This is a genomic window from Candidatus Dactylopiibacterium carminicum (assembly GCF_014736495.1).
Classification (GTDB): Bacteria; Pseudomonadota; Gammaproteobacteria; order Burkholderiales; family Rhodocyclaceae; genus Uliginosibacterium; species Uliginosibacterium carminicum.
The window spans coordinates 1-13,855 of the sequence record NZ_MDUX01000045.1; the positions used below are offsets into that span (position 1 = coordinate 1).

The following is a 13,855-nucleotide window of genomic DNA, read 5'->3' on the forward strand; positions in this document are numbered from 1 at the left end:
AGGCCGCTCGGGCTACCCGAGCCGGTCCGAGGCTTAAAGATACAAGGCCGGAGATACACGATGGACAAGCTGATCTACACCGCGATGACTGGAGCCAAGGGCACGATGGGCCAGCAAGCGGCTGTTGCCAACAATCTGGCCAATGTATCGACCACGGGTTTTCGTGCCGAGCTGCATCGGTTGCGCGCGGTCCCGGTGCGGTCGGAAGCCTTGCCCAGCCGTGCCTTTGTGGTGGATGCCACCGTGGGTACGGATTTCACGCCTGGCCCGCTGGCTTACACAGGCCGTACGCTGGATGTCGCGGTGAATGGTCAAGGATGGCTGGCCATCACCATGCCCAACGGCTCTGAGGCTTACACCCGTTCCGGTAGTCTGGTCGCGGACGAAAACGGTGTACTGCGTACCCAGCTTGGTTTCGAAGTCGCTGGTGATGCAGGCCCTATCGCCCTTCCGCCGGACAACGTGATCGAGATTGGTGGAGACGGCAGCATCAGTGCGATTCCCACTGACGGCAACCGCAATGCGGCCAACGTGGTCGGGCGGCTCAAGCTGGTCAATCCGCCAGTCGAGAATCTCATTCGTGGGGAAGATGGCCTGTTCCGGTTGCCTGCTGGCCAGGTAGCACCGGCCGACGAGAATGTGCGCGTCAGTGGTGGGCATGTGGAAGGCAGCAACGTGAACATGGTGGAGCAGATGGTCACCATGATCTCTCTGACCCGCAATTACGAAACCCAGATGCAGATGCTGCAGCGCGCGCAGGAAAACGACAGGGCAGCAACCAAGGTCATTTCCGTCAGCTGACGGAACGAGCAGTGAATGAAGGGATTTTTGCGCGGTAATCCAGGCTTTGTCCGGTGATTCTGCCCCTATCCTGAGCAGCAAGAGGAGAACGACATGATCAGAGCACTTTGGGTTGCCCGTACAGGCCTCGACGCCCAGCAGACCCACCTGGACGTTATCTCGAACAACCTGGCCAACGTCAGCACCAATGGTTTCAAGCGTTCCCGCGCGGTTTTCGAGGATTTGCTCTACCAGACCGTCCGCCAGCCCGGCGCGCAAAGCTCGCAGAACACCCAGATTCCCTCAGGTTTGCAGATCGGGACCGGTGCCCGTCCGGTGGCTGCGGTGCGCATTCACTCGCAAGGCAATCTGCAGCAGACCAACAATGCCTTGGATCTGGCCATCCAGGGAGATGGTTTCTTCCAGATCCAGATGCCCGACGGGACCATCGGCTATACGCGTGACGGCTCCTTTCAGCGTGATTCACAGGGGCAGATGGTGACTGCCAACGGTTACCTGATCGATCCTACGATCACCATTCCGGCGGATGCTCTGAGCATTTCGGTGGCCAAGGATGGCACCGTCAGCATCACCCAGCCAGGCAACAACAATGCCGTGCAGATCGGCAACATCCAGCTGGCCAACTTCGTCAACCCGTCCGGTCTGCAGAGCTCCGGCGAGAACCTGTACCTGGAGACTGCTTCCAGCGGCGCGCCGACGGTCAGCACGCCGGGCACCAATGGCACCGGTGTGATCAATCAGAGTTTTGTCGAGACTTCCAACGTGAATATCGCCGAGGAACTGGTGTCGATGATCGAGGCGCAGCGTGCCTACGAGATCAACTCGCGCGTGGTCAGCACGGCTGACCAGATGCTTGCCAGGCTCACGCAGCTCTGATGAGAGGGAAAGGAAAACGATCATGGATCGCATCCGTAACCTGATCATATCCGCGGCAATCTGCTTGCTGGCTGGTTGTAGCGTTCTGCAGCAGAGCAGCAACGTACACCAGCCGATGACGGCGCGTCCGCTGACAAACACGCCGATTGCCAGCGGTTCGGGGGCAATCTTCGGCAACAGTGGTCGTTCGTTGTTCGAGGATCGCCGTGCGCGCTATGTGGGGGATACGCTGACCATCAACCTCGTCGAGCGCACCCAGGCCAGCAAGTCATCAAATGCATCGGCCAATCGTGCCTCCACCACGGCAGTGGGCACTCCCGTGATTACCGGCCTGCCAGGTGGTGGCATCGTCGGCAAGATCAGCGCTGCGGCAGACAGCACGCTGGATTTCAGGCAAGGGCGCGGCAGCGGCCAACAATGCCTTCACCGGTACGGTTACCGTCACCGTGATCGAATCCTTCCCGAACGGAAACCTGCTGGTCTCCGGAGAGAAATAGGTGGCAATCAATCAGGGGCAGGAATTCATCCGGTTTTCCGGGGTGGCGAATCCGATCTACGTCACCGCCAGCAATACCGTGCAGTCGACGCAGGTGGCCGATGCACGGGTTGAATACAAGGGTAGTGGCTACATGGATGAAGCTCAGACCATGGGCTGGATGCAGCGCCTGTTCATGAATGTGTTGCCGTTCTGAGCGGCGCAGTGGGGGCCGACTGATATGAAACCGATTTTCCGCAAACTGACATTCACGATATGCGCTCTTTTCTCGGCGCTGATGCTGAACGGACCGGCACAGGCAGAACGCATCAAGGATCTGGCCACGCTGTCGGGGGTGCGTAATAACCAGTTGGTGGGGTATGGCATCGTCGTCGGTCTGGATGGCACGGGCGACCAGACTTCCCAAGCGCCCTTCACCACGCAGAGCCTGATCAACATGTTGGGCAACCTGGGGGTCACCATCCCCTCGGGCACCTCGCTGCAATTGAAAAACGTCGCGGCCGTCATGGTCACCATGATGATGCCGCCGTTTTCCCAGCCCGGGCAGCAGTTCGACGTCACCGTGTCTTCATTGGCCAATGCCAAGAGCCTCAAAGGGGGCACCTTGCTGATGACGCCGATGAAGGGTGCGGATGGTCAGATCTACGCGGTCGCCCAGGGCAACCTGATCGTGGGTGGCGCCGGGGGGCAGGGCGCGGGCGCCAGTGTCACGGTGAACCATCTGGCGGCGGGGCGGATTCCTTCGGGAGCCACGGTGGAGCGTGCCGTGCCTACCCAGCTCGGAGATGCGGATACCTTGCAATACGAGCTGCGCGAGGCGGATTTCGGCACTGCGCAACGCGTGGTGGAAGCGATCAGCGGTGCGCTGGGGGATTATTCTGCCGCGTGGGCACTGGATGGGCGTCGCATCCAGGTGCGCGCGCCGGCTACGCCGTATGAGCGCGTTGCTTTCCTGGGGCGAATCGAAAATCTCGAGGTCCGGCCGCTGAGTGGCGCGGCGCGTGTAATCGTGAATTCACGCACCGGTTCAGTGGTCATGAACCAGTCGGTGTCTCTGTACGAATGTGCTATCGCTCACGGCAACCTTACCGTGGCGGTGACGACGGATCAGGCGGTCAGTCAGCCCAATGCGCTGGCTGGCGGTCAGACCGTGGTCACGCAGGGTAGTCAGGTCGACATCAAGCAGGATCGGGCCAGTCTGATGCGCTTTGCACCGGGCGTGAATCTCTCCGAGGTCGTCAAGGCCTTGAACGCCGTGGGCGCCACGCCGCTGGATCTGGTCAACATCCTGCAAGCAATGAAGTCCGCTGGCGCCTTGCGCGCGGAACTCGAGGTGATCTGATGACGGGATCGCTCAACGCGCTGGATCCGAATAGCCTGGCGGCACTCAAGCGCCAGAGCGGGGATGGCTCCGCCGAATCCAACAAGCGCGTGGCGCAGCAATTCGAAGCCATGTTCCTGCAACTGGTGATGAAGAGCATGCGTGCGACCGTACCTTCCGAAGGTATGTTCGAGAGTGAGTCCACCCGCTTCTTCCAGGGGATGTATGACCAGCAGCTGGCGCAGGTGATGGCCGAGAAGGGCGGGCTCGGGCTGGCGGCGGCGATCGAGCGGCAGTTGAATGCGGCAACTGCAGCGCAATCTCCTCTTGCGGCAACCGAGTCTGGAGAACTGCCCGCAGCGCAAGCGCCGCGGTTGTGGGCTCCCTACAGTGCCGATGCGCAGAGTTTTGTCAGCGAAGCCTGGCAACAGGCCAGCGTCGCGGCGAAGGATCTGGGCGTGCCGACACATTTTCTCGTGGCCCAAGCCGCGCTTGAGACAGGTTGGGGAAAAGCGGTGATCCGTCATCCCGACGGTAGTTCCAGTTTCAACCTGTTCAACATCAAGGCTGGTGCCAACTGGCAGGGCAGGGTGGTGGAGACCAGCACGCTGGAATACGAGAACGGCCAGGCTGTGCGGCGGACCGAGCGTTTTTGCGCCTACGATTCCTACGCCGAATCCTTCCAGGATTATGCTTCCCTGATCGGGCAGTCTTCGCGCTATGAGAAGGTGCTGGGCCAGCAGGATCCGGAAGGGTTTGCCCGTGCGTTGCAGTCTGCAGGCTATGCCACCGATCCGGCGTATGCCGACAAGCTCACCCGCGTGATCAATGGCAGCACCCTGCGGCAGGGCATGATCTCTTCGTCACGCTGAGAGCCTGTCATGATCTTGCTGTGAAGGCCGTGATCCGGGCTTATGCGGCCCTCGGCGGCCTACGGCTGGCTTTGCATCGTAAGCCGGCTACAGCAGCGCAGATCAATGTTTTGCTTGATGCTGCCTATGCTCCCGTTGACGGCCTCTCGCTACAGATCATGACCAGGCTCTGAGCGGGGGATGACAGGCGTGTGTGACTGGGCGAAGATCGCCGCTTCGTATTCCGATGAGAGTAATGGCATGTCGTCCGCATCCTTGCGCCTGCCCTTGACCCTGTTGCTGCTGGTTTTGCTGGCAGCCACCAGGCGCCGTTTCCCGCTGACCGGGTTGTTGTATTGCCTGATTGCCGCGCATGCACTGGTGCTGATCCTGGGGGGCGCTTATACCTATGCGCATGTGCCTTTGGGCTTCTGGCTGCAGGATGTTTTTGAACTCTCGCGCAACCCCTACGACCGCATCGGCCATTTCATGCAGGGGTTCGTGCCGGCGATGATTGCGCGCGAGATCCTGTTGCGTGGCGGTTTTGTACGGGCTGGCAGGATGGTGGCTTTCCTGTGCGTCTGCGTGGCGCTGGCAATCAGTGCCTGTTATGAGTTGATCGAGTGGTGGGCTGCCGTGATCCTGCAGCAGGGGGCAGAGGAATTCCTGGGGACTCAGGGAGATGTGTGGGATACACAGTGGGACATGTTCCTGGCGCTTTGTGGCGCCCTGGTTGCCATGTGTCTGCTGACGCGTTGGCATGATCGACAACTTGCGGGCCTGCCTGGAACGATAGATTTCGCCGTGCGTTGATGCGGGGCAACATGCGTTGCACGGCGCGAGTTCAGGCTGTGCTCTTCCCTTGATACGGGCCTAGCCTGAAAACGCGTCATGGCATTGGGTCGCCTTGTTCTACGCTTCAAGGCAAAACAGTATGAAGACCGTGAGTGGGCCAAGGCCCGAAGGTATATCCGATGAGTAATCATTCCTGGGCTTACTGGGCGGTACTGTCCGCCGTCTTTTCCGCGTTGACTGCCATCTTTGCCAAGATCGGCATCCAGGGGGTGGATTCCGACTTTGCCACCCTGATCCGTACTGTCATCGTGCTGCTGGTGTTGGCCGCTTTCGTCCTCTTTGCCGGCAAATGGAGCAATCCGCTGGCGCTTTCTGCCAAGACCTGGACGTTTCTTGCATTGTCGGCGCTGGCAACAGGGGCCGCTTGGGTGTGTTACTTCCGGGCCCTGCAACTCGGAGAGGCCTCGAAGGTGGCTCCGATCGACAAATTCAGTCTGGTGTTGGTTGCATTGTTTGCCGTGGTGTTTCTCGGTGAGCGTCCGTCCCTGTGCGACTGGACCGGCATCCTGATGGTGGCGGGAGGCGTGTTGGTGTTGGCATTCAAGCGTTGATGCGATCAGACCGCTGCTAGCGCCGACCGGATGGCTTCTCGCCAGACGGCCAGTTTCTGGGCGGGTCGTAGCGCAGCGTGAGCCGGACTGGTGGAGGGCAGGCGCAGGAGCATGAATTCCGGTCTGTTTTCCAGACCGGGAAGTACGTGGCGGCGAAAGCAGGTTTCTGCCGCTGCACCGTTGAAGAGTACCCACCGGATGCTAGGCTGCCGTGCAAACAGGCCGTCGAAGTCATTCGGGACGATGCTTTCGGGGGCGATGTCGGTGTCCAGGCTGCCAGGGCGTATACATTGCTGCAGTACATCCCACACCGCGATGCCGGCGTCGGTCAGGTGCCGGCAGCGTTGCTCATAGGGCTGCATTGGATCGAAACCGAGGGTCTCACCCAGGATCAGCCAGAATGCATTGTGGGGATGCGCGTAATAGCAGTTGGCCCGCAAGGAGGCCTGTCCGGGCATGCTGCCCAGGATCAGCATCCTTGCCTTGGTGCCCAGCAGTGGCGCGAAGCTTCTGATGACGGAGGCGGGCGGTTGTTTACCGGAACAGGCGCTTGAGGGCATCCACGGCCTTGTTGATTTCCTGTGCAGGGGCTCGCTGCTCGTTTTGTGGCGTTGCGGCCTTTTCGTTGGCAGATTTGCTGACGGCTTTGCCTAACGCCAGGTCACAGGGCTGCGTCGTCTGGGCGCTGGGTTTGAGCAGCTGGGCCAGCGCACCCTTGCCCTGGGTCGCTGCCGCAATTCCCAACTCCAGTGCGGTCGCTGCGGCAGCTTTCTGATCTGTGGTGACACGAGGGTTGGCGAAGGTGCCACTCAATCGGACGAGCTGCGCGAGCTTGGTCAGATCTCCTCCCAGGCCATTGGGCGGGCTGGGGCGCGCGCCGATATCCAGTGTCTCGTTACGCAGATCGACGCTGCCGCCTGCACTGAGCAGCAAACGGTCGGTTTCGAGCGCGATGCCGTTGTCTATGGTGGCAATGCCTTGTCGGACCGGAAAACGGATGACCGCACATTTGAGTGTGCTGGTGCCGCTGCTGCCCTGCGGATCAAGGGCGTTGAAGAATTGGGCAAGATTGCCGGCGGATTCCAGCAGGCGGTTGTCCCAGCGACCTTCGCCGACCACGATGCGAACGTCTCCATTGGCGGACGCCATCAGGCTGCGTGTGGAGCTTCCTTGCGCAGTCAGACGCACCGCGAGATCGGTGGGGCCGCCCCGCGTGTCTGCGGCGTTCTGGCCGAGCAGTGCAATCAGCGCGGGCAACGGAATGGCCTGGCCTTCCAGCGTGGCGTCGACGCCAAGCGTTTTGCCATTGCTGGCGTCCGCATTCAGTGAAAGGCGCAAGGGTTTGCCTTCGATCTGGAGTTGCGCAGGGGTGAGGCGCACCCGGCCGCCGGCTGCACGCAGGCTGGCGCTGAGCCCTTGAAGCTGGCGTCCATCCTTGAGGATCAGGGCGTCGGCCTGAAGGTCAGCCTGGGCATTGAGGCGGGCGAGTGTTGCCAGTGGCAAGGGCGCATCTGAAAACACGCGTGCATCGGCCGGGCGTTGCGCGGCGGGCAGATTGCCGCCGGCAGGCAGGATCGGCTCGCCGATTTCGCGCAGATCGATGCGGGAAGCCTTGAGCGCGGCATTGATGGCACTGGTCTTCAGATTCATGCTGACGCTGCCGGCGAACTGGCTGTTGCCCAGCTGAGCCAGCAGGGTTTCCAGCCGGATCGTGTCTGCGTTCAGGCGCAGCTTGCCCTGGAGTTCGAGAGACGGCAGGCGGGGCAGAATAATGTCGATCTGACGGGCAAGTTCGGTTGGCCTGGGCGCTTGCAGGTGCAGATCCAAGGCCAGCCTGTCGGCCTTCTGGGCTTCAGGGCGCAGATCCATCGTGCCGTCCAGAACGATTTTTGTGTCACCGGCAAGCACGATGTTCAGCCTGAGTGTTTCGGGGGATGTGGCGTTTGCCAGACTGAGCGGATCGGGCAGGTTGCCGTCGATCGTCGCGGGAAGACCGAGTGCCTTCAGCCGGGCCGTGAGCTGGCTGCGCCCGTCGCTGGAGTTCAGCATCAGGCTGTCGATTTGGAACTGCTGCTGCTTGGCGGGTGGTGCCGGACGAAAATCGATGGTTGCATTGCGGATATCGACCTGTGCGATATCGATCCGGCTCTGTCTGCTGGGCGTATTGCTTGTGTCTGTGCCAGCGCCCGTCTTGCCAGTCGGGGTAAACAGCCGGTTTTTCTCTCCCCGTGCGTTCGTTTCCAGCAGGATCTCGGGCGAATCCAGCACGATCCGCTTGATCTCCACTTCACCTTTGAACAGTGGCAGGATTGCCAGCTGAACCTCGGCGCTGCCTACACGCAACATGTCAGGGCTCGATCCCCACTGGGCGTTGGCAAACCGGACCTGCTCGACTTTCAGGGTGGGCTGCAGGGATAGCCTGAAGCCAATGTTGCCGTCGATCTGCAGTGTGCGACCCAGGCGCGCCTCGCTCTGGTTGGCGATCAGGCGAGCGATTTCACGGGGGTCGAGCTGCCAGAGCCAGATTGTCACTGCAGCCAGACCCAGGCCCAGCAATCCGAGAGCCGCCAATACCAGATTGCGTAGCAGGTGCCGATTCATGGGGGTTGTCTCCTGTGGTGTCAGAACCGGCTCCTTGCTGCGAGGCCCGGGTTTGCTTTGTGCTGCCACCGTCTTTGCCCCTGTCCTCTTGCTGCAGATTTTGAACAGACGTTCAGGGGAGTGGTTGTCTTGTGATCGCTTGCGGGCTGGTTAGTGCCTCGGGTTTGAGGATGGTGTCCAGCTGTTCGCGGCTAAGAAGCCCGCGGGCCAACACGATGTCGTAGACGCTGCCGCCAGTCAGGTGTGCCTCACTTGCTACATCGGTGGCGTTGGCGTAGCCGATGTAGGGGTTGAGCGCCGTGACGATGCCGATGGAGTTGCGTACCGATTCACGAAGGCGCTCGGTGTTGGCCGTGATGCCGCGTACGCAGCGCTCCGTGAGGATATGGCAACCTTGGGTGAGGTGATTGACGCTCTTGAACAGGCTGTGTGCAATGATCGGCTCGAAGGCATTGAGCTGGAGTTGCCCGCCTTCCGCAGCGAGGCTGATGGTGACGTCGTTGCCGATCACCTCGAAGGCTATCTGGTTGACTACTTCAGGGATCACCGGATTGACCTTGCCCGGCATGATCGATGAGCCCGCCTGCCTGGGGGGCAGATTGATTTCACCCAGCCCGGCGCGTGGGCCGCTAGAGAGCAGGCGGAGGTCGTTGCAGGTCTTGGAGAGCTTGACGGCGACACGCTTGAGCACACCGGATATCTGCACGAAGGCACCGCAATCCTGTGTGGCTTCGATCAGATTGGGGGCTGTGATCAACGGGATGCCAGCGATGCCGGAAAGATAGCTGCAGACCTTGGCAGTGTATTCCGGTGGTGCCGTGATACCGGTGCCGATGGCCGTGGCGCCCAGATTGATTTCGCGGATCAGCTCGGCCGCCTCCTGAACCCTGGATTCATCTTCGCCAAGCATCACGGCATAGGTGCTGAACTCCTGACCCAGCGTCATCGGTACGGCATCCTGCAGTTGCGTCCGCCCCATCTTGATGATGTCCCTGAACGCGTATGCCCGTTCCTCGAAGGCTTCGCGCAAGATGGACATCGACTTCACCAAGCCTTGCAGCCCTTTGTAGGTAGCGAGCTTGAGTGCGGTGGGATACACGTCATTGGTGCTCTGGCTCATGTTGACGTGTTCATTGGGATGAAGATGGCGATATTCGCCGCGGGTATGCCCCAGGATTTCCAGCGCGCGGTTGGCGATCACCTCATTGGCGTTCATGTTGCATGAAGTGCCGGCGCCCCCCTGGATCACATCGACGACGAACTGCTCATGCCATTGCCCCGCACGGATTTCCCGACAGGCCGCGACGATGGCTTCGCAGCGTGCGGCATCCAGCAGCCCCAGTTCATGATTGGTGAGGGCTGCAGCCTGCTTGATTTCCGCCAGCGCGATCAGCAGGTCCGGATAGACCGAGATGGGAATGCCGGTCACCGGGAAATTCTCCAGCGCACGCAAGGTGTGAACACCGTAATAGGCGTCTGCCGGTACTGCCCGGTCTCCGAGCAGATCATGTTCGAGTCGGATGGCCGGCGTTTTCTGTGAGGTCATGCGCGAACTCCTTCTAGGTGGATATGCGGAGTCTGGGCTACTCCACGAAGCCGGGGCCGGGGCCATCGCCCAGGCGGGAATTCATCTCGGCCTGCATGGCAGCGGTGATGCCGCCTGACAGTGTGTAACGACGATCGAAACAAGGCACCGACAGCATCAGCGAGCCCTGCTTTGTCAGATAGTCGGCTGTCGTGCCGATCTGGTGAGCCGGATTGCCGGCGACCATGCTGCCTGCCGGTACGTCATGCGTGACCACACTGCCAGCGCCAATGATCGCATCGTCGCCGACCGTCACGCCTGGCAGAACGATACTGCCTGCGCCAATGAATACCCTGTTGCCGATGCGAAGCTGGGCGATCCGGGCATGGCCCAGCGTGCGTTTGGTGCTGGCATCGTGCGCGAGCAGGGTGACATTCGGAGCAAGGGTCACATCGTCACCGATTCGGATGTGCCAGCAATGGCTGGCATCCAGCGTGCAGCCGTCCTGCATGGAGAAGTTGCGGCCAACAATCAGGCCCCTTTCAAGCAGACGGGGCAAGGGATCGCGGCCGCTGAGGCGGCGGAACAATCGGCGGAGCAGGGCAATCATGCGGTGGCTCGATGAGCTATGTGTGATAAGTAGAGGATTCCGGCTCATCCTAGCAGAGCAAGAGAGTCCAGCCTTGCAGGTGAAGTGCGAGCAGTTTGCGGCTTGAGGGCTTGGTGCAGCGGCTGCTATAATCTTTGGCTAAGTCCGGATGGCCGGGCTTTAGTCGGTCCGGCAAGTATGTCGGGCTGGCAAATCCACACGTTCGCCGCCAGGGGTCTGATCTTGTGATCAGCTTGGGCTGCCGGGATGCTCCCGCAGCCACGGCGAACGGAGGCAAACCCTTGAAACTGGAGTAATTCAAATGGCAGTCACCATGCGTCAAATGCTGGAAGCCGGTGTCCACTTCGGCCACCAGACCCGCTTCTGGAACCCCAAGATGGCCCCGTACATCTTTGGTCATCGCAACAAGATCCATATCGTCAACCTCGAGAAGACTCTTGAGAAGTACAACGAAGCCATGGCTTTCGTGAAGAAGCTGGCAGCCAATCGCGGTACCGTCCTGCTGGTCGGCACCAAGCGTCAGGCTCGCGAGATCCTGGCCGAAGAAGCGCAGCGCGCCGGCATGCCTTATGTCGACGAGCGCTGGCTCGGCGGCATGCTGACCAACTTCAAGACCGTGAAGGGCTCGATCAAGCGTCTGAAGGAAATGGAGCAGATGTTCGAGGATGGCTCGATTGATCGTCTGTCCAAGAAGGAAGCCCTGCTGGCTCGTCGCGAACTCGACAAGCTGCAGAAGAGCCTGGGCGGCATCAAGGACATGAATGGTCTGCCGGACGCGATTTTCGTGATCGATGTCGGCTACCACAAGATCGCCATCACCGAAGCCAAGAAGCTGGGCATCCCGGTCGTCGGCGTGGTCGATACCAACCACTCGCCCGATGGCGTGGATTACGTGATCCCGGGTAACGATGACTCCTCCCGCGCCATCCGTCTGTACGCTTCCGGCGTGGCCGATTCCGTGCTCGAAGGCAAGAACAGCATGGAGCAGGAACTCGTGGCCGCCGTGTCGGACGAGTTCGTGGAAGTCGAAGAAGGCGCCGAACAGGCGTAACAGCATGCTGGCAAGCTCGCCATCTCGCTCCGCTATGCGGAGCGGTGGCGGGCCTGTTTTTTATCGTCAATTTCGAATTCGGGAGTAAGCATGGCGGCTATTACCGCAAGCATGGTTGCTGAGCTGCGCGCCAAGACTGACGCGCCCATGATGGAATGCAAAAAGGCATTGACCGAGGCTGATGGCGATCTGGTCAAGGCAGAAGAGATCCTGCGCGTGAAGCTGGGCAACAAGGCCTCGAAGGCTGCTGCCCGCGTGACCGCCGAAGGTATCGTGGGTACCTACATTTCTGCCGATGGCAAGCTGGCCGCCATCGTCGAAGTTAACTGTGAGACCGACTTCGTTGCCAAGAACGATGACTTCCTGGCATTCGTGAAGTCAGTCGCCGAACTGGTCGCGACCAAGAATCCGGCTGACGTGGCCGCCATTGGCGCACTGCCGCTGGATGGCAGCACTGTCGAGGCCGTGCGTACCGCGCTGGTGGGCAAGATCGGTGAGAACATGAGCATCCGCCGCTTCGAACGCGTCGAAGCCAAGGGTAAGGTGGCGTCCTATATCCACGGTGGCGCCAAGGTCGGCGTGCTGGTGGATCTCATCGGCGGCGACGAAGTGCTGGGCAAGGATATCGCCATGCACATCGCAGCGAGCAAGCCCAAGGCGCTCGACGCTTCCGGCGTGGATTCCGCGCTGATCGATTCCGAGCGTCGCGTGGCCATCGAGAAGGCCAAGGAAGCCGGCAAGCCCGAAGCGATGCTGGAAAAGATCGCCGAAGGTTCGGTGCAAAAATTCCTGAAGGAAGTCACCCTGCTGAGCCAGGTCTTCGTTAAGGCCGAGGATGGCAAGCAGACCATCGAGCAACTGCTGAAGAGCAAGTCTGCTTCCGTTGCCGGTTTCTCCCTCTATCTAGTGGGTGAAGGCATCGAGAAGAAGGTAACCGACTTCGCCGCTGAAGTTGCCGCCCAGGCTGCTGCCGCTGCCCAGGCTCGTTAATCAGGAGTAACCATGCCCGTTGCCACTGCCTATAAACGTATCCTGCTGAAACTCTCCGGTGAAGCGCTGATGGGAGATGACTCCTACGGCATCAATCAGGAGGTGGTCTCACGCATCGTGGCCGAGGTGGCGGAAGTCGCCCGGCTCGGTGTCGAGATCGGGATCGTCATCGGCGGGGGCAACATCTTCCGGGGCATGGCCGGCGCAGCATCCGGAATGGATCGCGCCACTGCCGACTACATGGGGATGATGGCGACCATCATGAATGCCATGGCACTGGGTGACGCAATGCGCGTGGCCGGCGTCGTGGCCCGTGTGCAGTCGGCGCTGAATGTTGAACAGGTTGTCGAACCTTATATCCGCAACAAAGCGATCCGCTATCTGGAAGAAGGCAAGATCGTTATCTTTGCTGCGGGAACCGGCAACCCCTTCTTCACCACCGATACCGCCGCAGCGTTGCGCGGTACCGAGATGGAGGCCGAGATCGTGCTCAAGGCCACCAAGGTGGACGGCATCTACAGTGCGGACCCGAACAAGGACCCGACAGCCACGCGCTATGCCACGATCTCGTTCGACGAGGCCATCGCGCGCAATCTGCAGGTGATGGACGCCACGGCTTTTGCGCTGTGTCGAGATCAAAAACTGCCGATCAAGGTTTTCAGCATCTTCAAGCCCGGCGCGCTGATGCGTGTGGTGCTGGGTGAGGATGAAGGCACACTGGTACACATTTGAGGGGCGAATGATGATTCCCGAGCTGAAGAAGACCACTGAACAGAAGATGCAGAAATCCGTTGAGGCCCTGAAGAACAATCTTGGCAAGGTCCGGACTGGCCGTGCCCATACCGGCCTGCTGGATCACGTGACGGTCGACTATTACGGCAACCCGACGCCGATTCCTCAAGTGGCGAATGTCTCGCTGCTGGATGCGCGGACCATTGGTGTTCAGCCTTGGGAAAAGACCATGCTGGCGAAGGTCGAGAAAGCCATTCGTGATTCGGATCTGGGCCTCAATCCTGCTGCCATGGGGGATGTTGTACGCGTTCCCATGCCTATGCTGACCGAAGAGCGTCGCAAGGATCTGATCAAGGTTGTGCGCCACGAGGCAGAAGATGCCCGCGTGGCCGTGCGCAACTTGCGCCGTGATGCCAACAACAGTCTCAAGGACGCGGTCAAGGCCAAGGAAATTTCCGAAGATGACGAGCGCCGTGCACAAGATGATGTGCAGAAGCTTACGGATCGCTACATCGTTGAAGTCGACAAACTGCTTGCTCAGAAAGAGCAAGAGCTGCTGCAGGTTTGACGCGAACCATCGGCAGTCGGCCACGGT

14 protein-coding genes and 2 pseudogenes are annotated in these 13,855 nt (G+C 60.4%); 12 read left to right on the forward strand and 4 right to left on the reverse strand.

Features of this window, described 5'->3' with window-relative positions:
• Positions 1–60 precede the first annotated feature (60 nt).
• From flgF to BGI27_RS12705, 8 genes and pseudogenes are all read left to right on the forward strand, one after another.
• On the forward strand, positions 61–801 hold the full coding sequence (gene flgF / locus BGI27_RS12675) for a flagellar basal-body rod protein FlgF (protein WP_095525228.1): 741 nt from the start codon (positions 61–63) through the stop codon (positions 799–801).
• A gap of 93 nt (positions 802–894) precedes the next feature.
• Positions 895–1,677 (forward strand): flagellar basal-body rod protein FlgG, encoded by a 783-nt coding sequence (flgG, locus tag BGI27_RS12680; protein ID WP_095525229.1) that lies wholly within the window; start codon positions 895–897, stop codon positions 1,675–1,677.
• 115 nt (positions 1,678–1,792) lie between these two features.
• Positions 1,793–1,957 (forward strand): annotated as a pseudogene (locus BGI27_RS18685) (flagellar basal body L-ring protein FlgH); the annotation flags it as partial.
• 61 nt (positions 1,958–2,018) lie between these two features.
• Positions 2,019–2,369, forward strand: a pseudogene (locus tag BGI27_RS18690) (flagellar basal body L-ring protein FlgH).
• Between the two features lie 81 nt (positions 2,370–2,450).
• Positions 2,451–3,515 carry a flagellar basal body P-ring protein FlgI gene (locus tag BGI27_RS12690; RefSeq protein WP_239591145.1) on the forward strand — a complete coding sequence of 355 codons (1,065 nt, stop codon included), beginning with the start codon at positions 2,451–2,453 and terminating at the stop codon, positions 3,513–3,515.
• Positions 3,515–4,366, forward strand: a complete 852-nt coding sequence (flgJ, locus tag BGI27_RS12695) for a flagellar assembly peptidoglycan hydrolase FlgJ (protein WP_170943033.1) — start codon at positions 3,515–3,517, stop codon at positions 4,364–4,366. The genes BGI27_RS12690 and flgJ overlap by 1 nt, the downstream gene beginning before the upstream one ends.
• A gap of 240 nt (positions 4,367–4,606) precedes the next feature.
• Positions 4,607–5,158, forward strand: a complete 552-nt coding sequence (locus BGI27_RS12700; RefSeq protein ID WP_095525256.1) for a DUF2238 domain-containing protein — start codon at positions 4,607–4,609, stop codon at positions 5,156–5,158.
• 161 nt (positions 5,159–5,319) lie between these two features.
• Positions 5,320–5,751, forward strand: a complete 432-nt coding sequence (locus BGI27_RS12705; RefSeq protein ID WP_095525232.1) for an EamA family transporter — start codon at positions 5,320–5,322, stop codon at positions 5,749–5,751.
• Positions 5,752–5,756: 5 nt separating this feature from the next.
• On the opposite strand, the gene BGI27_RS12710 is transcribed toward BGI27_RS12705, so the two are convergent.
• The 4 genes from BGI27_RS12710 to BGI27_RS18695 all read right to left on the reverse strand — a co-directional run bounded on the left by BGI27_RS12710 (position 5,757) and on the right by BGI27_RS18695 (position 10,487).
• On the reverse strand, positions 5,757–6,311 hold the full coding sequence (locus BGI27_RS12710; protein WP_095525233.1) for a DNA-deoxyinosine glycosylase: 555 nt from the start codon (positions 6,309–6,311) through the stop codon (positions 5,757–5,759).
• Positions 6,286–8,352: an AsmA family protein gene (locus BGI27_RS12715; RefSeq protein WP_095525234.1), complete on the reverse strand. Its 2,067-nt coding sequence runs from the start codon at positions 8,350–8,352 to the stop codon at positions 6,286–6,288. The genes BGI27_RS12710 and BGI27_RS12715 overlap by 26 nt, the downstream gene beginning before the upstream one ends.
• 112 nt (positions 8,353–8,464) lie before the next feature.
• Positions 8,465–9,898 carry an aspartate ammonia-lyase gene (gene aspA, locus BGI27_RS12720; RefSeq protein WP_095525235.1) on the reverse strand — a complete coding sequence of 478 codons (1,434 nt, stop codon included), beginning with the start codon at positions 9,896–9,898 and terminating at the stop codon, positions 8,465–8,467.
• Between the two features lie 37 nt (positions 9,899–9,935).
• Positions 9,936–10,487 (reverse strand): acyltransferase, encoded by a 552-nt coding sequence (locus BGI27_RS18695; RefSeq protein WP_095525236.1) that lies wholly within the window; start codon positions 10,485–10,487, stop codon positions 9,936–9,938.
• Between the two features lie 301 nt (positions 10,488–10,788).
• Between BGI27_RS18695 and rpsB the strand changes: the two genes are divergently transcribed.
• The 4 genes from rpsB (at position 10,789) to frr (ending at position 13,828) form a co-directional block, all read left to right on the forward strand.
• A complete protein-coding gene (gene rpsB, locus BGI27_RS12730) occupies positions 10,789–11,538 on the forward strand; it encodes a 30S ribosomal protein S2 (protein WP_095525237.1) in 750 nt (249 codons plus the stop codon).
• 90 nt (positions 11,539–11,628) lie between these two features.
• Positions 11,629–12,528 carry a translation elongation factor Ts gene (gene tsf / locus BGI27_RS12735; RefSeq protein WP_095525238.1) on the forward strand — a complete coding sequence of 300 codons (900 nt, stop codon included), beginning with the start codon at positions 11,629–11,631 and terminating at the stop codon, positions 12,526–12,528.
• A 12-nt stretch (positions 12,529–12,540) separates the two neighbouring features.
• Complete coding sequence (gene pyrH / locus BGI27_RS12740) at positions 12,541–13,260, forward strand: UMP kinase (protein WP_095525239.1); 720 nt, start codon at positions 12,541–12,543, stop codon at positions 13,258–13,260.
• Positions 13,261–13,270: 10 nt separating this feature from the next.
• Positions 13,271–13,828, forward strand: coding sequence for a ribosome recycling factor (gene frr / locus BGI27_RS12745; RefSeq protein ID WP_095525257.1), 558 nt, complete (start codon positions 13,271–13,273; stop codon positions 13,826–13,828).
• Positions 13,829–13,855: the final 27 nt, after the last annotated feature.